The organism is uncultured Tateyamaria sp. (genome assembly GCF_947496075.1).
In the GTDB taxonomy this organism is placed as follows: domain Bacteria; phylum Pseudomonadota; class Alphaproteobacteria; order Rhodobacterales; family Rhodobacteraceae; genus Tateyamaria.
On the sequence record NZ_CANMBJ010000001.1, the window covers coordinates 472,684 to 490,784 of the forward strand.

General features: G+C 58.9%; 21 protein-coding genes. 20 read left to right on the plus strand and 1 reads right to left on the minus strand.

What is annotated here, in order from left to right; all coding sequences use genetic code 11:
- The first annotated feature begins 14 nt into the window (after window positions 1-14).
- Both Q1A51_RS02385 and Q1A51_RS02390 read left to right on the plus strand, forming a co-directional pair.
- On the plus strand, window positions 15-284 hold the full coding sequence (locus Q1A51_RS02385; protein ID WP_299603368.1) for a hypothetical protein: 270 nt from the start codon (window positions 15-17) through the stop codon (window positions 282-284).
- 98 nt (window positions 285-382) lie between these two features.
- Window positions 383-691 (plus strand): hypothetical protein, encoded by a 309-nt coding sequence (locus tag Q1A51_RS02390; protein WP_299603371.1) that lies wholly within the window; start codon window positions 383-385, stop codon window positions 689-691.
- Window positions 692-701: 10 nt separating this feature from the next.
- On the opposite strand, the gene Q1A51_RS02395 is transcribed toward Q1A51_RS02390, so the two are convergent.
- Window positions 702-923, minus strand: coding sequence for a helix-turn-helix transcriptional regulator (locus Q1A51_RS02395; protein WP_299603374.1), 222 nt, complete (start codon window positions 921-923; stop codon window positions 702-704).
- Between the two features lie 140 nt (window positions 924-1,063).
- Here Q1A51_RS02395 and Q1A51_RS02400 point away from each other — a divergent pair, with 140 nt between their 5' ends.
- The 18 genes from Q1A51_RS02400 to Q1A51_RS02485 all read left to right on the plus strand — a co-directional run bounded on the left by Q1A51_RS02400 (window position 1,064) and on the right by Q1A51_RS02485 (window position 18,098).
- Complete coding sequence (locus tag Q1A51_RS02400) at window positions 1,064-1,336, plus strand: DUF2285 domain-containing protein (protein WP_299603378.1); 273 nt, start codon at window positions 1,064-1,066, stop codon at window positions 1,334-1,336.
- 131 nt (window positions 1,337-1,467) lie between these two features.
- Window positions 1,468-1,638, plus strand: a complete 171-nt coding sequence (locus Q1A51_RS02405; RefSeq protein WP_161861004.1) for a DUF6499 domain-containing protein — start codon at window positions 1,468-1,470, stop codon at window positions 1,636-1,638.
- Between the two features lie 154 nt (window positions 1,639-1,792).
- Window positions 1,793-2,212: a DUF2285 domain-containing protein gene (locus Q1A51_RS02410; protein WP_299603399.1), complete on the plus strand. Its 420-nt coding sequence runs from the start codon at window positions 1,793-1,795 to the stop codon at window positions 2,210-2,212.
- A 176-nt stretch (window positions 2,213-2,388) separates the two neighbouring features.
- On the plus strand, window positions 2,389-2,670 hold the full coding sequence (locus Q1A51_RS02415; RefSeq protein WP_299603402.1) for a helix-turn-helix domain-containing protein: 282 nt from the start codon (window positions 2,389-2,391) through the stop codon (window positions 2,668-2,670).
- Between the two features lie 4 nt (window positions 2,671-2,674).
- The gene (locus tag Q1A51_RS02420; protein WP_092059643.1) at window positions 2,675-3,133 is read left to right on the plus strand and encodes a DUF2840 domain-containing protein; all 459 of its coding nucleotides are present in this window, start codon (window positions 2,675-2,677) and stop codon (window positions 3,131-3,133) included.
- The gene (locus Q1A51_RS02425) at window positions 3,130-3,651 is read left to right on the plus strand and encodes a S26 family signal peptidase (protein WP_299603409.1); all 522 of its coding nucleotides are present in this window, start codon (window positions 3,130-3,132) and stop codon (window positions 3,649-3,651) included. Before Q1A51_RS02420 ends, Q1A51_RS02425 begins: the two co-directional genes overlap by 4 nt.
- Complete coding sequence (locus Q1A51_RS02430) at window positions 3,644-4,348, plus strand: lytic transglycosylase domain-containing protein (RefSeq protein ID WP_299603412.1); 705 nt, start codon at window positions 3,644-3,646, stop codon at window positions 4,346-4,348. The genes Q1A51_RS02425 and Q1A51_RS02430 overlap by 8 nt, the downstream gene beginning before the upstream one ends.
- A gap of 247 nt (window positions 4,349-4,595) precedes the next feature.
- A complete protein-coding gene (locus Q1A51_RS02435) occupies window positions 4,596-6,353 on the plus strand; it encodes a DUF3363 domain-containing protein (protein WP_299603414.1) in 1,758 nt (585 codons plus the stop codon).
- Between the two features lie 17 nt (window positions 6,354-6,370).
- On the plus strand, window positions 6,371-8,365 hold the full coding sequence (locus tag Q1A51_RS02440; protein ID WP_299603416.1) for a conjugal transfer protein TraG: 1,995 nt from the start codon (window positions 6,371-6,373) through the stop codon (window positions 8,363-8,365).
- 9 nt (window positions 8,366-8,374) lie between these two features.
- Entirely contained in the window at window positions 8,375-8,782 is a 408-nt protein-coding gene (locus Q1A51_RS02445; protein WP_299603418.1) for a ribbon-helix-helix protein, CopG family, read from the plus strand.
- 231 nt (window positions 8,783-9,013) lie between these two features.
- Window positions 9,014-9,208, plus strand: coding sequence for a helix-turn-helix domain-containing protein (locus tag Q1A51_RS02450; protein WP_299603420.1), 195 nt, complete (start codon window positions 9,014-9,016; stop codon window positions 9,206-9,208).
- A complete protein-coding gene (locus tag Q1A51_RS02455) occupies window positions 9,205-10,749 on the plus strand; it encodes a type I restriction-modification system subunit M (RefSeq protein WP_299603422.1) in 1,545 nt (514 codons plus the stop codon). The genes Q1A51_RS02450 and Q1A51_RS02455 overlap by 4 nt, the downstream gene beginning before the upstream one ends.
- Entirely contained in the window at window positions 10,746-12,020 is a 1,275-nt protein-coding gene (locus tag Q1A51_RS02460) for a restriction endonuclease subunit S (protein WP_299603425.1), read from the plus strand. Before Q1A51_RS02455 ends, Q1A51_RS02460 begins: the two co-directional genes overlap by 4 nt.
- On the plus strand, window positions 12,021-13,223 hold the full coding sequence (locus tag Q1A51_RS02465) for an AAA family ATPase (RefSeq protein WP_299603428.1): 1,203 nt from the start codon (window positions 12,021-12,023) through the stop codon (window positions 13,221-13,223).
- A complete protein-coding gene (locus Q1A51_RS02470) occupies window positions 13,216-16,317 on the plus strand; it encodes a type I restriction endonuclease subunit R (protein ID WP_299603430.1) in 3,102 nt (1,033 codons plus the stop codon). The genes Q1A51_RS02465 and Q1A51_RS02470 overlap by 8 nt, the downstream gene beginning before the upstream one ends.
- Window positions 16,318-16,522: 205 nt before the next feature.
- Entirely contained in the window at window positions 16,523-17,506 is a 984-nt protein-coding gene (trbB, locus tag Q1A51_RS02475; RefSeq protein WP_299603432.1) for a P-type conjugative transfer ATPase TrbB, read from the plus strand.
- On the plus strand, window positions 17,503-17,829 hold the full coding sequence (locus tag Q1A51_RS02480) for a TrbC/VirB2 family protein (protein WP_299603435.1): 327 nt from the start codon (window positions 17,503-17,505) through the stop codon (window positions 17,827-17,829). Before trbB ends, Q1A51_RS02480 begins: the two co-directional genes overlap by 4 nt.
- Window positions 17,829-18,098, plus strand: a complete 270-nt coding sequence (locus tag Q1A51_RS02485; protein WP_299603438.1) for a VirB3 family type IV secretion system protein — start codon at window positions 17,829-17,831, stop codon at window positions 18,096-18,098. The genes Q1A51_RS02480 and Q1A51_RS02485 overlap by 1 nt, the downstream gene beginning before the upstream one ends.
- Window positions 18,099-18,101 lie beyond the last annotated feature (3 nt).

Genomic DNA, 18,101 nt, shown 5'->3' on the forward strand with positions numbered 1-18,101 from the left:
CCCCAGAGCCCAGCATGACCGTCAAGACAACCATCAGCTTCACCGACCGCCACCATCGGTTCCTGACCGACAAGGTGGGCCAAGGCGTCTTCGCGTCGCAAAGCGCGGCTGTGGCAGCGGCTCTGGAGCAGATGATGCGCGATGAAGAGAAACGCGAGCTGGCCCTCGGCGCGATGGCCGAAGAAATTCGGGCGCGGCTCGACATGCCGCAAACCGACTATGTCTCGGCGGAGAAAGCCTTTGCCGACGCCCGGGCCCGCCTTCAGACCGCGCGCGAGGCGTGAGCCATCGCATCCGGTTCCATCCGGCGGTTGCGGAGGATCTAGACGCGATTATTCGCTGGCTGAACGATTATGCCGGCCCTCAATAGGCAGCGCGCAGGTTGGACGAGATCGAAGCAGCTATCGCTAGCCTTACCGAACTGCCCCAAGAGGGCAGCCGTCGGGATGGGATTGCGCCCGGGCTGCGCGGCATTCCTGCAGGCCGCAAGGCCGTGATCGCCTTCACTATCGACGATGATGCACGCGAGGTGTATATCCACGCCGTGACCTATGCCGGGGCCGACTGGATAAGGCGCAGAAAAGCACGCGGGCGAAAGTGCACACCTCGGGCAGCCAACGAAACCAGTGCCACCAAGCAGCCGAGCGCCGTCGTCCAATCCAGCCGCCCAAATCAGATAGGGACTTGGTGATCCTGGAAATCTATTCGGATTCCGAGTGTTCTTCGATCAGCTTCGCTGGGGCCACATCCAGATGCGCTGCGACCCGCTGCAGGGTCTGCAAGGTGACATTCTGCTGACCGCGCTCCATCGCGCTGACATGCGCGCGGTCGACATCCATCGCCGCCGCCAACGCGGCCTGTGTCAGCCCGCGCAATTGGCGGTAGTGCTTGAGATTCCTTGCAAAAACAACGCGGATGTCCATCCGCGAGTAAAGAACCTATCGCGTATTTTGGTGCGACGTATTATTATGCTCATCTGCAGTTTGACTGACCGCAATCCGACCTTGCACATGCAATCTGATGTGCTGTTATGAGCCTTAACGCCCAACGGCGAGGGGGAATCATGTCTGCCACCGGCACCACGCCGATCGCTGATCTCGCACCACAAAGCGATGAGCTGACCGATTACGACCACGCGCACATGACGCTGTACTTGCGCCTGTTTGATGCCGCTGAAAGCGGAGCCAGCCTGCAGGAAGTTAGTGAGATTCTATTCGGTATAGATGCCGCCGAAGAACCAGAGCGTGCCAAAAAGATGTACGACAGCCACCTCGCCCGCGCCCGCTGGATGACGGAGCAAGGCTATCGCAAGCTGCTTGAAGGCCGGACTGGCTGAACTTTGCCCGATCCATCTGAGATCGGCGAACACCCGCGCAGGTTGCGCAAAGCAACCGTTCCTGCCGTCGTTTTGACGCATCACCAAGCTATACTCATTGTTCATCGAAACAGCTGACGCGGAGCTTCGCCATGACCAAGGATTGGCAAGACGAAACGGCGTACAAGCATTTCGACAGTCTCGACCTGTCCGGGCTGGCCTGGGAGTGCTTACGCCGTAATTCCGACTATCGCGCCAATTACCCGCAAATGCGGGATGGATTGAAATCACCGGCCGCATGGGGGTTGCGATTTCCCGGTTGACCCGGACATCGACGCACCCGATGCACCCGTATTCTGGAAGCCATCAACCGCCCCGGCGGCGGTCGGGTATGCTGTACCGGTCCCCGGCGGCGACACCACCGCGCCGCACATTGATGCAGATGATCTGACCGTCATCGGAACGCAGGGCGGTTTGATGTATGTGCGCCTCGCAACAGGCGCATTGCTTGTGCTGGATGCCAAAAACCTCCAACGCCCGATTGGGATTCTGCTGCCGTTGGACGAACATTGGGCGGCACGAGTGGACATACTCAAGGCGCTTCGCGCGCAGCTGTTGTACCGCAAACGATCCCCTCCGCCCCTGACGTCGCAGCAGCGACGGCGCATCCAGCTGGCACTGCGCACGCTCGACGCGCGCCGGGACGATGCCAGCTACCAGACGATCGCGCGGCACTTGTACGGCGCCGAGGCTGTGTCGCGCGAGCATTGGAAGACCAGCTCCCTCAAGGCCCAGATCACCCGACTGTCAGCCCATGGTACGCATCTCACCACCAAAGGCTATCGCTATCTCCTTCTCGGCAAAGGACCCACGGGGCGCTCCAAGCCGCGCAAGTGATCACCGTGCGATCTCCGAAAATCGAACTCCCATCAATCCCTGATCCTGTTGGCCTTTGGGGGTGACGTTTTCACGGCGCGATCTTCGTCATCCCTCCTCACGGCGCTCTTCCGTTTTCATGACCTCCGACAGCCCGCGACGCGCCGTCGCGCGGCCTAGCCACCGGAGATGCTAAAATGCCCGACCCAAATGAAGGACTCCCGCCCCGCTACCTCAGAACCCCGGAAGCCGCTCGCTTTCTCGGCCTCTCCGGACGCACTCTGGAAAAACACAGGACCTACGGGACCGGCCCGCGGTACTCGAAAATCGGCGGGCGTGTCGTCTATGCGGTCGACGATCTGCAGGCCTGGGTCACCAGGGGCGAGAAGACCTCGACCTCAGACGAGACCGAAGACAGCGTTCTGCCCGCCAAACGCCATGCCGCCGTTTCGCCGGCCTATCTGCGGCGGGGGCGCTGAGCCGATGCAGACACTTGTCCACCTCACCTGGATCGAAGGGCGTATCGAGCGCTGGATCCGTTTCGGTCAGATGGCCGGGGAAACCATCCTGACGCGCACGGAAAAGCGCGTGGCCTTCGCTCCCGGCGCGATCTTCGCGCTCGTCCGCTGGTCGTCGAACGACCACGGCACCGTTGAAAGCCGGATCGACATTCTGCGCGCCGTCGGCGCTGGCGAGCCCTGCTCCACGGTGCCCTGTGTCACGCCAGGCGGAGAGCTTTTGCTGCGCCTCTCCGGCTGGCCCAAGGTCGAGGCGGCGCTGCGGTCCGTCGACATCGTGGAAAGCTATGGCATCGCACCGGAAGATGTCTGTCCCGATCATTGGCGGCACGTCCACAACCGCCTGACCGCGGCATTGGAGCCCCGGCCTTACACCCCTGCCCGGCATGCGGCCTGGCTCAAGCGTCGCATGGTAACGACATGAGCGCGGCGGTCTCTCCCCTCCTCGCGGCCGGTTTGTCCCTTAGTCTTCTCGCAGCTGCACAGATCGATCGCGCACCGCGCCTGATCTGGAATGCCACAGCAAGCGTGCCGATCGGCCTCTACGTCGCTCGAGCGTCACACGGGCCATCGCTGGGCGATCTCGTTGCCGTGCGCCTGCCGGAAGACCTGTCATCCTGGGTGGTTGAGCGCGGCTATGTCGGTGCGGATACCTTGCTGTTGAAACGCGTCACAGCCGTCTCGGGCATGACCGCCTGTCGCCACGATCTCGATATCACCATCGACGGCACCGTTGTTGCCCAAGCAGCATCGAATGACCGGCAGGGTCGCCCGCTTCCCAGATGGACGGGATGTGTCACCATCGGCTCGGACGAGGTTTTCTTGCTCGTCGCAGGTGTCGCGGACAGCCTCGATGGACGGTATTTCGGCCCGTTGTCAGGGGACACGATCCTCGGACGCGCCATCCCTCTTTGGACATTTGGAGGGGCGGAAGATGCGTAGTCTTGAACGCGGTCACAGCCGTCGGCACGCGGGCGTCACGACCGCGCTTGTACTGATCCTCTGCATGCCGATGACCGTGGCACCGTCCGCCGTGATCGCTCAGGACCGCACTGCTCCTGCATCTGAACAGCAAGCGATCGACAACTATATCGCAGAAGCCTCGCGCAGGTTCGGCATCCCGCAGCACTGGCTCCGTGCCGTCATGGAGGTCGAGAGTGCGGGCAATCCACGTGCGGTCAGCCACGCAGGCGCCATGGGGCTCATGCAGATCATGCCCGGCACCTGGGCCGAGTTGCGCGCAGCTTATGGGTTTGGCGATAATCCCTTCGATCCACGCGACAACATCCTCGCCGGTACCGCCTATCTGCGGCAGATGTATGATCGGTTCGAATCGCCCGGCTTTCTCGCGGCCTACAATGCCGGGCCTGCGCGCTACCAAGAGCACCTTGATACCGGTCGCGACTTGCCGCGTGAAACCCGCAATTACCTTGCCATCCTCGCGCCACTCATCGGCGACGGGACCAACGTTGCGCAGGCAGTCAGCCGCCCGCGCAGGACACAGGACTGGCGCGACGCCCCGCTGTTCGTGGCAACGGCTGAGGAGGGTCAAACACCGGGTGATGACACTCAACGGATTGCGTCTGACGCGTCTCAGAACGGGATTTTCGTGCCTCTCAGCCAGAGGCGAACACCATGATCCGCGAAATCGCACCATGGCGAGGTCTGGAAAGCCCGGTCGGAGGAATGTGCCGGAGAGGATCGACGCGCACGGTCTCAACAGAAAGAGCGCGAGATAAAAGAGGTGCCGCAAGCGGACCTCAAGCTGTTGTTTCTCTGCGAGGATTTGCGCGGCACATCCAAGCCGCATGCCGCAGGACTTCACCTAGAAAGCTGATTTATGGGGGTTTTTCAAGCGGCAGCTGGCCCTGCAAGCGAGTGTCGCCATGACCCGGCGCGACAATGACCTGCGCATCCGCCCCGGACGCATCCGCGACGGCGGCAGGACCTCTAAGCAATCGACACGCTTCGTCAACGAGGTGATGCGCGCTGCGCGGAAATCCGGACATACCGGCTATCGCATCGGCGCGGGCAGCACGCGTTCCGGCAACACCTCTTTCGGGCGCGGACGGTTTGCCCGAACGGCCAAAGGCCTGACTCGCACCTCCCGGCGCGTCGTCGTGAAGGCCCGCGTCGTGCGCAACCAGGGCAAGCGCTTTCGCTCCGCGCCCATGGCCAAGCATCTCGGCTACCTGCAGCGCGACGGTGTCGGCCAAGACGGGCGTGATGCCGATCTGTTCGAGGCTGAAAGTGGTGATCTCGACCGGGATGGCTTTGCGGCGCGCTGCGAAGAGGACCGGCATCATTTCCGGTTCATCGTCTCGCCGGAAAACGCGGGCGACCTCGAGGACCTTCGCGCCTTCACCCGGGATCTGATGGCCCGTGCCGAACGGGATCTCGGCACCCGATTGGACTGGGTCGGGGTTGATCACTGGAACACCGACAACCCGCATGTGCACATCCTGTTGCGCGGCAAAGCCGACGATGGGCGCGATCTCGTCATCTCGCGCGATTACATCGGCCGGGGGTTTCGAGCGCGCGCAGAAGACCTCGTACAACTGGAGCTGGGCCCCCGCAGCGCGCGCGAGATTTCCCAAGCCCTGGAAACGCAGGTCACGGCGGAGCGCTGGACCGATCTCGACCGCGGCCTGCAATCGCTGGCGGACGATCATGTCGGCATCGCCGACCTGCGCCGCGGCACACCGGAGCCCCGCGATCCGGAACTGCGCCGCTTGATGATCGGGCGCGCCCAGACACTGGAGAGGCTCGGGCTGGCCGAACAGATCGCCCCTGCCGCCTGGGAGCTGAAACCGAGTGCCGAAGACACTCTGCGCGAACTTGGGATGCGCGGCGACATCATCAAGAGAATGCACCGGGCCATGGGCGCCGACCGCCACCGCGCAGCGGGTGATTTCGCCATCGAAGGCACGCCCACGGCCCCGATCCTCGGGCGGCTCATGGAACGCGGCTTTCATGACGACCACGCCGGGACCGGCTACGCGATCATCGACGGTGTTGATGGTCGCGTTCATCACCTGCGCTTCCGGGATCTCGATGCGACCGGCGACACGCCACAAGGTGGTATCGTCGAAACCCGGCTCTGGACAGGGACGACGGACGGGACAGCGCAACTGTCTCTTCTCGGTCGTTCCGATCTGCCGCTTGCCGCACAGATCGACGCCGATGGCGCGACCTGGCTCGACCGCCTGCATCTGGCCCGGGACCGCGCACCGCTGAGTGGTGCCGGATTTGGCGCGGAGGTTCGCCAGGCGCTGGTGCGCCGCTCGGATCACCTTGTCGCCGAAGGTCTCGCCCGACGGCAAGGCCAGCGCGTGACCTTTGCCCGCGATCTGCTGGCCACCCTGCGCAACCGCGAACTGGACGCCATCGCCCAGAACCTCAGCGCCCAAACCGGACTTCCCCATCACAAGCCAAACGAGGGCGAGCATGTCGTGGGCACGTTTCGCCAACGCCTCGATCTCGCCTCGGGCCGCTTCGCCATGATCGACGATGGCCTCGGCTTCTCGCTCGTGCCCTGGACCCCGCAACTCGAACGCCATCTCGGCCAGACCGTCACGGGCACGATGACGCCCGGCGGCGGGATCGATTGGAGCCTCGGACGCAAGCGCGGGCTGAGCCTCTGAGCAGAAAGGACATCACCATGAGCCGTCAGGACACGTCATCGGCCACCAAGATCCTCTGGGGCCAGGTCCTTATCGTCAGCATCGTGGCGCTGCTCTTCGTCTGGGCAGCGACGCAATGGGTCGCGTTTCGTCTCGGGTTCCAACCCCAGCTTGGCGCGCCTCTGACCACCCTGTTTGGCCTGCCAATCTACCGCCCGTGGCAGGTCTTCACCTGGTGGTACTGGTACGACGCCTACGCGCCGCGCGTCTTCATGGAAGGGGCCGCGATCGCCGGCGCAGGCGGGATCGGCGCCATTGCCGTCGCGATCTTGCTGTCGGTCCTGCGGGCGCGCGAGGCGAGCGACGTGACAACCTATGGCTCGGCCAGATGGGCAAGCCCCAAGGATATCACCGCCGCCGAGCTGTTCGCAGACGACGGGGTCGTGCTGGGCCGTCTCGAAAAGCGCTACCTCCGGCATGACGGACCAGAACATGTGCTGTGCTTCGCGCCCACCCGTTCCGGCAAAGGCGTCGGCCTGGTGATCCCAAGCCTGCTGACCTGGCCGGGCTCCGCGATTGTCCACGACATCAAGGGCGAGAACTGGCAGCTGACGTCCGGATGGCGGGCACGGTTCGGGCGTGTCCTGCTCTTCGATCCGACCAACGCGGCCAGCGCCGCCTACAATCCGCTCCTCGAGGTCCGTCGCGGCGAGCGCGAAGTGCGCGACGTCCAAAACATTGCCGACATCCTCGTCGATCCCGAAGGCCAGCTCGAGCGACGGAACCATTGGGAGAAGACGAGCCATTCCCTTCTGGTGGGCGCGATCCTGCATGTCCTCTATGCTGAGAAGGACAAGACATTGGCAGGCGTCGCCGCCTTTCTGTCCGATCCGCGGCGTCCCATCGCTGCCACACTGACGGCAATGATGCGGACGGCCCATCTCGGAGATCGCCCGCATACTGTTGTCGCTCAGGCCGCCCGCGAGCTGCTGAACAAATCCGAGAACGAACGCTCCGGCGTCCTGTCCACGGCCATGTCCTTCCTCAGCCTCTACCGCGACCCCGTGATCGCCGCCGTGACCCGGCGCTGCGACTGGCGGATCGATGATCTGGTCTCGGATGCGCGGCCGCTCACCCTCTACCTCGTAGTACCCCCGTCGGACATTTCCCGCACGAAACCGCTGGTCCGGCTAATCCTGAACCAGATCGGCCGCCGCCTGACGGAAGAACTGCACAACACCAACCGCAAGCACCGCCTTCTATTCATGCTCGACGAATTCCCCTCCCTCGGCCGTCTCGACTTCTTTGAAAGTCAGCTGGCCTTCATGGCGGGATACGGTCTCAAGGCCGTCCTGATCGCCCAGTCGCTGAACCAGATCGAAAAGGCCTATGGCCAGAACAACGCCATTCTGGACAACTGCCATGTCCGCGTCGCCTTCGCGACCAATGACGAGCGCACGGCGAAGCGCCTGTCCGACGCGCTCGGCACCACGACCGAACTGCGCGCGATGAAGAACTATGCCGGGCACCGCCTGTCGCCGTGGCTCGGACATCTGATGGTCTCGCGCCAGGAAACCGCCCGCGCCTTGCTGACCCCCGGCGAGATCATGCAGCTGCCGCCCGATGACGAAATCATCCTCGTGTCCGGCGCAGCCCCGATCCGGGCACAAAAAGTGCGGTACTTCCGCGATGCGCAACTGACGGCGAGAATCCAAAAGCCGCCTATCGTCGGAGGATCTGCACCCGTCAGCTCTGCGGGATCAGACGATTGGAGCAGTCTTCAGCCAGTCGCACCGCCCCAAGAAGCTGCCACGAAAAAGCCCGCTGACGACGGGGATGGTGGCATCCGACGAGAGCCTGAAATCCCAGAACATGAGGATGTGGCGGCTGAGTTGCCGTTCCCGCGCGAGGAATTCGCCGCTCTCGAAGGCGAACCCGATGACGAGGCCCAACGCGCCCGCGCCATGCAGACCCGCTTCCGCGCCGTCGCGCGTCAAGCGGCCCTCGATCCAGACGACGGCATTGAACTGTGAGGTGACGACATGAAGAAAGCCAAGATCACCGCTTATGTCGACGCAGCCCTCTTCGACGAAATCGACGCACTGGCGGCGCGGCGGCGCGTTCCCAAAACCCAGATCATCGAGGCGGCCTTGGCGTCGTTCCTCTCACCCGACAGCGCCGAACAGAGCGAGGCCGCGATCGTCCGCAGGCTGGACCGCCTGACGCGGTCGCTTGAACGGCTGGAACGAGACCAAGAGATCACAACCGAAGCGCTCGCGCTGTTCGTCCGCTTCTGGCTGACGACGACGCCCCCCCTGCCCGATGACACCTACGCGGCGGCCAAGGCGAAGGGCAAAGAGCGATATAGCGGCTTCGTTCAGACGCTCTCACGTCGGTTGGCGAAGGGATCAACTCTCACAAAAGAGCTGTCTCACGACCGCTCTAGCTAAGCATGTTCACTGCAGGCCTAGCCTAGAACAGAGAAGTGCCATCCGCCGTTGGACGCCCCCGCGCGCACGCCGACTGAACAATGAGAACGTTTTGGCACGCAGTCTGTCTAGCCCACTTCCGTCAACCTGCACCCGGAGCCACACCTTGGACCGCTGAACGAAAACGGTGTTTGCCCACTCCCCCTGTTTCAACTAGCTTCAACTCACATCCCTCGCAGAGGACACCTTGGAATGGCCAACGATGACATTCTGACCGTGAGAGAGCTCGCCGAGTATCTCAAGATCGCGGAGAAAACGGCGTATCGCTTCGCATCGGATGGAAAGGTCCCTGGCTTTAAGGTGGGCAGCGCGTGGCGCTTTCGTAAAAGCGAGATTGAGCGCTGGATTTCCGAGCAGGAACAAAAACAAGAAGGGGGTCAAGAATGACAGGCCAGCAGCAACGGGACGAACTGCACCGCCAAATCTGGAGCATCGCGAATGAGGTACGAGGGGCCGTTGATGGCTGGGACTTCAAGCAGTTCGTGCTTGGCGCGCTCTTCTACCGCTTCATCAGCGAGAACTTCACCAGCTACATCGAGGCCGGCGACGAGAGCATCGACTATGCGGGCATGTCGGACGCCGACATACCCGATGAAGTGAAAGTTGATGCCATCAAGACCAAGGGGTATTTCATCTACCCCAGACAGCTGTTCGCAAACGTGGTCAAATCAGCAAGTTCCAACGAAAGCCTGAATACGGATCTGGCGGAGGTCTTTGCAGCGATCGAAGCGTCTGCAAGTGGGTATCCTTCCGAAGAGGACATCAGGGGCCTGTTCGCCGATTTCGACACCACCAGCAATCGCCTTGGCAACACGGTCAAGCACAAGAACGAACGCCTGGCCAAAGTGCTCAAGGGTGTTGCGGGCCTCCCTCTGAAATTCGATGATAACGAAGGAGACCTGTTCGGCGACGCCTACGAGTTCCTGATTTCGAACTACGCGGCCAATGCGGGCAAGTCGGGTGGCGAATTCTTCACGCCGCAGCATGTGTCCAAGCTGATTGCTCAGCTGGCGATGCACAAGCAGACCAGCGTCAACAAGATCTATGACCCGGCGGCTGGGTCCGGATCGCTGCTTCTGCAAGCCAAGAAGCACTTCGACGATCACATAATTGAAGACGGCTTCTTCGGGCAGGAGATTAACTACACCACCTACAACCTCGCCCGCATGAACATGTTCCTGCACAACATCAATTACGACAAGTTCAACATCCAGTACGGCAACACGCTCGAGGACCCCCACTTCGCCGATGAGAAGCCCTTCGATGCCATCGTATCGAACCCACCCTACTCCGTTCGGTGGAAGGGCTCCGATGACCCGACGCTGATCAATGATGACCGCTTTGCGCCCGCAGGCGTGCTAGCCCCGAAGTCCAAGGCCGACTTCGCCTTTGTCCTTCACGCGCTGCACTATCTGTCGGCCAAGGGCCGCGCCGCGATCGTGTGTTTCCCCGGCATTTTCTACCGCGGCGGGGCAGAGCAGAAAATCCGTAAGTATCTGGTCGACAACAACTTCGTTGAAACCGTGATCGCACTTGCGCCGAACCTGTTTTTCGGCACCACCATCGCGGTGAACATTCTCGTGCTGGCCAAAAACAAGACCGACACAAAGGTACAGTTCATCGACGCCACTGGCTCAGAGTTCTTCCGCAAAGACGTTAACATTAACGTTATGCAGGACCGGCACATCGCCAAGATCATGGAGATCTTCGACAGAAAAGAAAATGTGCCCCATGTCGCAGAAAGCGTGGCCTTCGAGAGGATCGCAGAGAATGATTACAACCTGTCGGTCAGCGCCTACGTCGAGCCTAAGGACACCCGGGAGAAGGTCAGCATCGCTCGCCTAAACGACGAGCTTGAGACGACTGTTGGCAAGATTAACCAGCTACGCGCCGAAATCGATGCCATCGTTGCGGAGATCGAGGCGTGAAGGGTCCAGGGTTTCTTGATAAGCTCTTGGCTGGAACAGATGTTGAATGGCATGCACTTGCCGACATTTTCCATATAAAAAACGGCTATACTCCGAGTCGATCAAAAAAGGAGTATTGGGAAAACGGTAGCGTTCCTTGGTTTAGAATGGACGACATACGCGCCAACGGTCAGGTTCTGTACCATTCATTGCTTCAGGTTTCAGAGAGTGCAGTAAAAGGCGGAAAGCTTTTTCCGGCGAACTCCATGATAATTGCAACTTCGGCTACGATTGGCGAGCATGCTCTAATTGGGGTGCCCTATCTCGCCAATCAGAGGTTTACGAATCTTACCTTGAAGGACGATTTTGCCCATAGGTTCATCGATAAGTTCCTTTTCTACTATGGATTTAGACTTGCCACCTGGTGCCAAAGGAATACGACAAAGTCGAGTTTTGCTTCTGTCGACATGGATGGATTCCGCAGGTTTCAAATACCAATCCCATGCCCAAACGATGTAGAACGATCCTTAGAAATTCAGACTGAAATCGTACGAATTTTGGACCTTTTCACCGAGCTTACCGCCGAGCTTACCGCCGAGCTTACCGCTCGCAGAAAGCAATACAAATACTACCGTGATCGACTACTAGGTTTCGAAGGTATCGACGTCGAGTGGAGGACCTTGGACGAGATCGGCGAGTTCATCCGAGGGAGGCGCTTCACAAAGGCAGACTATGTCGATGAAGGCATTGCCGCCATCCACTACGGTGAGATCTACACGCATTACGGTGTCTATGCCCATGAAACGCTGTCCAAAGTCAGAAGCGATATGGCCGACTCCTTACGATACGCCGAACCGAACGACGTCGTCATCGCAGGTGTCAGCGAGACCATCGAGGACGTCGGGAAAGCCGTGGCTTGGCTTGGAGAGGAAAAAGTTGCCATTCATGACGACAGCTACGCCTTTCGCCACAAGATGAACCCCAAGTTCATCGCGTATGCGATGCAAACCGACGCCTTCCATGATCAGAAGGCGAAACACGTTTCCAGCGGCAAGATCAAAAGGCTCCTGATTGATGGCATCAAGAAGGTCACGCTGCCGGTGCCCTACCCAAATGACCCCGAGAAATCTCTTGAAGAGCAGGCACGCATCGTCGCCATCCTCGACAAGTTCAACACGCTGACGAACTCTCTGAGCGAAGGCCTGCCGCGTGAGATCAAACTGCGGCAACAGCAGTATGAGTATTACCGCGACCTTCTCCTGAGCTTCCCCAAGCCCGAGGAGGCGGCGTAAATGAGCCAAACCCTCGAAGAGATTGCAGAGCAGCTGCACGCCGCCGACAAGAAAGTTCAGCTGATCTATGCGTTCAACGGCACTGGGAAGACCCGACTTTCCCGGGCCTTGAAGAACCTGGTCGCCCCCAAGCCCGAGAACGGCGACGAAGGCGAACCTTCACGCCAGAAAATCCTGTATTACAACGCCTTCACCGAAGATCTGTTTTATTGGGACAATGACATCCTGAACGATGGTGAACCGAAGCTGATGATCCAGCCAAACTCTTTCACCGACTGGATCCTGAAAGAGCAAGGGCAAGACCGAAACATCATCACCAACTTCCAGCGCTACACGAACGAGAGGCTGACCCCTAGATTCAACGAAGAGTACACACGCCAAGACGCCAACGGCAACGACACGACGGTGCAGGCATTCTGTGAGGTAACCTTTTCCCTTGGTACAGGGGGCGACGATGCAGCGGGGAACTTCAAGATCTCAAAGGGCGAAGAAAGCAACTTCATCTGGAGCGTCTTCTACACGCTGCTAGAAGAAGTGGTTTCCGTCCTCAGCGTCGCAGAGCCTGGCGATCGGCAAACGGACCAGTTCAACCAGCTTCAGTACGTTTTCATAGACGACCCCGTCAGCTCGCTGGACGAAAACCACTTGATTGAACTGGCGGTAAACTTGGCCGGCTTGATCAAGAACGCGCCACCTGAGCTGAAGTTCGTCGTTACGACCCACAACCCATTGTTCTACAATGTCCTTCACAACGAATTTCAATACAGAACCAACAACTCCACCTACCGACCACGCGATTGCAAGCAGTACCGCCTGGTCAAAAAGGAAGACGGTACGTTTGTTTTGGAAGACCAGCCCAACGATCGCCCTTTCTCGTACCACCTATTTCTGATGTCCGAGTTGCAAACCGCTATCAGGACTGGCCAAATCAGGAAATACCATTTCAATTTCATGCGGAACATTCTCGAAAAGACGTCTACTTTTCTTGGGTACAAGAACTGGGGCGACCTCCTCCCCAGAACAACCGATGGGTCCGCCGACCCATACATGGCTAGGATCATAAATCTGTCTAGCCATTCGGCACATGCTGGCGAAGAGGTGGCGGAACCCGATGAAGATGACAAGCGCGTACTGGGCTTTCTTTTTCGCCATGTAACTGAGAATTACGGGTATAGACCGTTGGAAGAACAGCCGAATGATTGAACGCATAAAGCCCATCGCGGAATCGAAGAATTTTATCGTTCTCGACAAGTACACCCAAGCCTGGGACGTCGCCAATCAATACCAGAGCGAAGATGCTCTGGAGCGCGAGTTAGTGCAGGATCTGATCAATCAGGGCTATGAATTTCTGCCTGCTCTAACAACCCCAGATGCCATGCTTGCCAATGTGCGGGTGCAGCTGGAACAGCTGAACAACGTCACGTTTTCAGATGATGAGTGGAAGCGTTTTGTCGAGACCTACCTCGACAAGCCGAGCGACAGCATCATCGAAAAAACCCGCAAGATCCACGAAGACTACATCCATGATTTCGTCTTCGATGACGGGCGTATCCAGAACATCTACCTCGTCGACAAGAGGAACATGGCCCGCAACAAGTTGCAGGTGATCAAGCAGTTCGAGCAAGTCGGCACGCACGCCAATCGCTACGACGTGACGATCCTGATCAACGGTTTGCCATTGGTGCAGATCGAGCTGAAAAAGCGCGGCGTGGCGATCCGAGAGGCCTTCAACCAGATTCACCGCTACAGCAAAGAAAGCTTCAACAGCGAGCATTCCCTGTTCAAGTTCCTGCAGCTCTTCGTGATTTCGAATGGCACCGACACCCGGTATTTCGCCAACACGACCAAGCGCAATAAGAACAGCTTCGACTTCACCATGAACTGGGCGAAGTCCGACAACGAACTGATCAAAGATCTGAAGGATTTCACCGCGACCTTCCTTCAGAAGCGTACGCTGCTGAACGTTCTGTTGCAGTATTCGGTTTTCGATGTCAGCGACACGTTGCTGATCATGCGCCCTTACCAGATTGCAGCGACTGAGCGTATCCTGTGGAAGATCAAAAGCTCATATGAGGCCAAAAACTGGAGGAAGCCGGAGAGCGGTGGTTTCATTTGGCACACCACAGGCTCCGGTAAAACGCTGACGAGTTTCAAGGCCGCGCGGTTGGCAACCGAACTGGATTTCATCGACAAGGTCTTCTTTGTAGTGGACCGGAAGGACCTCGACTACCAGACGATGAAGGAATACCAGAGGTTTTCCCCTGACAGCGTGAACGGTTCCGACAGCACGGCCGGGTTGAAGCGCAACTTGGCTAAGGATGATAACAAGATCATTGTCACGACAATCCAAAAGCTGAACAACCTGATAAAGGCAGAGGGTGATCTGTCGGTATATGACCAGCAGGTGGTCTTCATTTTCGATGAATGCCATCGCAGCCAGTTCGGTGAGGCACAGAAGAATCTGAAGAAGAAGTTCAAACGATTTTACCAGTTTGGCTTCACGGGAACGCCGATCTTTCCTGAGAATGCGCTAGGGGCTGAAACGACCGCGGGCGTATTTGGGCGCGAGCTGCATTCTTATGTGATCACCGATGCCATTCGCGACGAAAAGGTTCTGAAGTTCAAAGTCGACTACAACGATGTGCGCCCCCGGTTCAAAGCCATCGAAACAGAGCAAGACGAAAAAAAACTAAGCGCTGCTGAAAACCAACAAGCGCTGCTTCATCCAGAACGTATTCGGGAAGTCTCTCAGTATGTACTGAATAACTTCCGTCAAAAAACCCACCGGATGCAAGCGGGCAGCAGCGGGTTTAATGCCATGTTCGCTGTCAGTAGTGTGGATGCCGCGAAGCTCTACTATGAAACCTTGAACGCCCTGCAGGCGGACAGTGAAAAGCCGCTGAAGATCGCCACGATCTTCTCGTTTGCGGCCAACGAACAGCAAGACGCGATAGGTAACATTCAAGACGAGAGCTTCGATGTGTCAGCAATGAATATTAGCGCCAAGGAATTTCTGAGCGCTGCAGTCAAAGACTACAATTCCTTTTTCAAAACGAATTTTAGTGTCGATAGCAGTGGTTTTCAGAACTACTATCGTGACCTTGCTAGCCGTGTTCGCTCGAAGGAAATCGACTTGCTTATTGTCGTCGGTATGTTCCTTACAGGCTTTGACGCGCCAACGCTGAACACCCTGTTTGTCGATAAAAATCTGCGCTTTCATGGCTTGATGCAAGCGTTCTCCAGAACCAATCGAATCTACGATGCGACCAAAACGTTCGGCAATATCGTAGCGTTCAGGGACCTTGAGCAAGCGACCGTTGATGCGATCACGCTGTTCGGTGACAAGAACACAAAAAACGTCGTGCTTGAGAAGAGCTACGACGAGTACATGAATGGGTTCGTTGATCAGGAAACCGGTGCGGCTCGGCGCGGGTTCATTGATGTTGTCAAAGAGCTCACCGAGCGTTTTCCAAAGCCGGACGAGATTGTCAAAGAAGCAGACAAGAAAGAGTTCGCGAAGCTCTTTGGTGAGTATCTGAGAGTTGAGAATGTGCTTAGAAACTACGACGAGTTTTCTGCATTGAAAGCCTATCAAGGGCTGGATTTAGCAGATCCCGCTGCCGTTGAGGAGTTCAAGCAAAAGCATTACTTGAGCGACGAGGACCTACGCGACATGGATGTGATAGATCTGCCTTCAGACCGAGCAGTTCAAGACTATAGATCAACATACAACGACATTCGCGATTGGCTACGCCGGGAAAAGTCTTCGGCAGAGCAAGAACAAAGCGATATCGAGTGGGATGATGTCGTTTTCGAAGTAGATCTTCTGAAATCGCAGGAGATTAACCTCGACTACATCCTCGAGCTCATCTTTGAAAAAAACAAAAAGGTGAAGAGCAAGAGGGATCTGATTGAGGATGCTCGCCGCGTCATTCGCGGTAGCCTTGGAAATCGTGCCAAAGAGGGCCTGATTGTGGACTTCATTAACCAGACTGATCTTGATAAGATTGATGACAAGGCTGGCGTGATCGACGCTTTCTTTAAATTTGCCCGGGCTGAGCAACGCAAGGAGGTCGACGAACTCATTAAGTCAGAGAATCTTAACTCAGACGCCGCGAAGCGTTATATTTCGGTGTCCATAAAGCGGGAATTTGCAAGCGAAACCGGCGCCGACCTAAATGCCGTACTACCTAAAATGAGCCCGCTAAACCCGCATTTTCGGACGAAGAAGACAACCGTCTTCGAAAAGATTTCAATGTTCGTTGAGAAGTTCAAGGGCGTAGGCGGAGAGGTTTGACTGCATGCAGCAAAAGGCAGTCACAACCAAACGAACAATCGCAAGAACTGAACGAAGCACTCCGGATTCGGATGACAGCTCGGTGGATGCGCGTCGCAGTCGCCCTGCCTTCGTACGCAATTGCGCTACTACGCCTTCACGGCTGTTGCCCGTAAGCCAATAGCGGTCCTCTTGATCGGTCTCGTGATCCATCGCGAGGCCAATCATGACCGTTACCCCTTTCAAAACCGAGACGTCTTCCCGCGGCGCGCGCATGCTGCGAACAGCCCTTGGCCCCGGCATCGCCGCCTGGCTCGAGGATGCGGGCGTCGTCGAGGTGATGCTGAACCCTGACGGTCGGCTCTGGGTTGACCGGCTGGCCGATGGGCTGAGCGACACAGGCGCGGTGCTGTCTCCCGCCGATGGCGAGCGCATCATCCGTCTTGTCGCGCATCACGTCGGGGCGGAGGTCCATCCCGCGGCCCCGCGTGTTTCGGCTGAATTGCCGGACACGGGCGAGCGCTTCGAGGGTTTGCTGCCCCCAGTGGTTTCTGCGCCGACCTTTGCCATTCGCAAGCCCGCCGTCGCGGTGTTCACCCTCGAGGACTATGTCGCAAAGGGCATTCTCTCCTCAGATGCGGCTGCGCAGTTGCGCGAAGGGGTCACCAGCCGGGCAAATATTCTTGTGGCGGGCGGGACCTCGACCGGCAAGACAACCCTGACCAACGCGCTGTTGGCGGAAGTTGCCAAGACCTCGGATCGCGTTGTCCTGATCGAGGACACGCGCGAACTGCAATGCCTGACCCCCAACCTCGTGGCTCTCCGCACGAAAGACGGGGTTGCGACCCTGTCCGATCTCGTGCGCGCGTCGCTTCGGCTGCGGCCTGATCGCATCCCCATCGGCGAGGTGCGCGGGCCGGAAGCGCTCGACCTCCTGAAAGCCTGGGGCACGGGGCATCCGGGCGGGATCGGCACGATTCACGCCGGGTCCGCCATCGGCGCGCTGCGGCGGCTCGAACAGCTGATCCAGGAAGCGGTTGTCACCGTCCCGCGCGCGCTGATCGCAGAAACCATCGACCTGATCGCCGTACTGTCCGGACGGGGGGCCGATCGTCGCCTCTCCGAGTTGGCGCGTGTCACCGGCCTGACCGCCTCGGGCGATTACGCTCTCACCCCCCTTTTCCCACCAACACAAGGAAGCCATCCATGACTCTTCTGCCATCATTTCGCATAGCCCTTGGCGCAACCGCACTCGGCCTGATCGCTTTTGCCCTGCCCGAGCCGGCGCTCGCCGCCGGGTCTGGCATGCCTTGGGAAGCCCCCTTGCAAACCATCCTTGAGTCGATCGAAGGCCCGGTCGCCAAGATCGTCGCTGTAATCATCATCATCGTCACAGGGCTGACGCTGGCCTTTGGCGACAGTTCGGGCGGGTTCCGGCGGCTGGTGCAGATCGTTTTCGGGCTTTCCATCGCCTTCGCGGCCTCGAGCTTCTTTCTGTCCTTCTTCTCCTTCGGCGGCGGAGCGCTGATCTGATGGAGAACCCCACCGACATTCCCGGCTATTTCGCGCCGGTGCACCGCGCCCTGATCGATCCGATCCTGCTGGCCGGTGCGCCACGCACCATCGCCATTGCCAATGGCACCCTGGCGGCCGCCATTGGGCTGGGCCTGCGGCTCTGGCTCGTAGGCCTCGCGTTCTGGCTGATCGGCCACCTCCTCGCTGTCTGGGCCGCGAAGCGAGACGCACAGATCGCTGAAGTGGCGCGGCGGCATCTCCGTTACCCGTCCTGGTTCGGGGTCTGAGCC

What these genes read in the sequence shown, in the direction of transcription:
- Q1A51_RS02415 (WP_299603402.1), top strand. Translation starts at nt 2,389, where the DNA reads ATGCCCGACCCAAATGAAGGACTCCCGCCCCGCTACCTCAGAACCCCG.
- Q1A51_RS02465 (WP_299603428.1), top strand. Translation starts at nt 12,021, where the DNA reads ATGAGCCAAACCCTCGAAGAGATTGCAGAGCAGCTGCACGCCGCCGAC.
- Q1A51_RS02485 (WP_299603438.1), top strand. Translation starts at nt 17,829, where the DNA reads ATGGAGAACCCCACCGACATTCCCGGCTATTTCGCGCCGGTGCACCGC.
- Q1A51_RS02435 (WP_299603414.1), top strand. Translation starts at nt 4,596, where the DNA reads ATGACCCGGCGCGACAATGACCTGCGCATCCGCCCCGGACGCATCCGC.
- Q1A51_RS02385 (WP_299603368.1), top strand. Translation starts at nt 15, where the DNA reads ATGACCGTCAAGACAACCATCAGCTTCACCGACCGCCACCATCGGTTC.
- Q1A51_RS02410 (WP_299603399.1), top strand. Translation starts at nt 1,793, where the DNA reads ATGTATGTGCGCCTCGCAACAGGCGCATTGCTTGTGCTGGATGCCAAA.
- Q1A51_RS02440 (WP_299603416.1), top strand. Translation starts at nt 6,371, where the DNA reads ATGAGCCGTCAGGACACGTCATCGGCCACCAAGATCCTCTGGGGCCAG.
- Q1A51_RS02480 (WP_299603435.1), top strand. Translation starts at nt 17,503, where the DNA reads ATGACTCTTCTGCCATCATTTCGCATAGCCCTTGGCGCAACCGCACTC.
- trbB (WP_299603432.1), top strand. Translation starts at nt 16,523, where the DNA reads ATGACCGTTACCCCTTTCAAAACCGAGACGTCTTCCCGCGGCGCGCGC.
- Q1A51_RS02450 (WP_299603420.1), top strand. Translation starts at nt 9,014, where the DNA reads ATGGCCAACGATGACATTCTGACCGTGAGAGAGCTCGCCGAGTATCTC.
- Q1A51_RS02405 (WP_161861004.1), top strand. Translation starts at nt 1,468, where the DNA reads ATGACCAAGGATTGGCAAGACGAAACGGCGTACAAGCATTTCGACAGT.
- Q1A51_RS02425 (WP_299603409.1), top strand. Translation starts at nt 3,130, where the DNA reads ATGAGCGCGGCGGTCTCTCCCCTCCTCGCGGCCGGTTTGTCCCTTAGT.
- Q1A51_RS02430 (WP_299603412.1), top strand. Translation starts at nt 3,644, where the DNA reads ATGCGTAGTCTTGAACGCGGTCACAGCCGTCGGCACGCGGGCGTCACG.
- Q1A51_RS02470 (WP_299603430.1), top strand. Translation starts at nt 13,216, where the DNA reads ATGATTGAACGCATAAAGCCCATCGCGGAATCGAAGAATTTTATCGTT.
- Q1A51_RS02420 (WP_092059643.1), top strand. Translation starts at nt 2,675, where the DNA reads ATGCAGACACTTGTCCACCTCACCTGGATCGAAGGGCGTATCGAGCGC.
- Q1A51_RS02445 (WP_299603418.1), top strand. Translation starts at nt 8,375, where the DNA reads ATGAAGAAAGCCAAGATCACCGCTTATGTCGACGCAGCCCTCTTCGAC.
- Q1A51_RS02400 (WP_299603378.1), top strand. Translation starts at nt 1,064, where the DNA reads ATGTCTGCCACCGGCACCACGCCGATCGCTGATCTCGCACCACAAAGC.
- Q1A51_RS02395 (WP_299603374.1), bottom strand. Translation starts at nt 923, where the DNA reads ATGGACATCCGCGTTGTTTTTGCAAGGAATCTCAAGCACTACCGCCAA.
- Q1A51_RS02455 (WP_299603422.1), top strand. Translation starts at nt 9,205, where the DNA reads ATGACAGGCCAGCAGCAACGGGACGAACTGCACCGCCAAATCTGGAGC.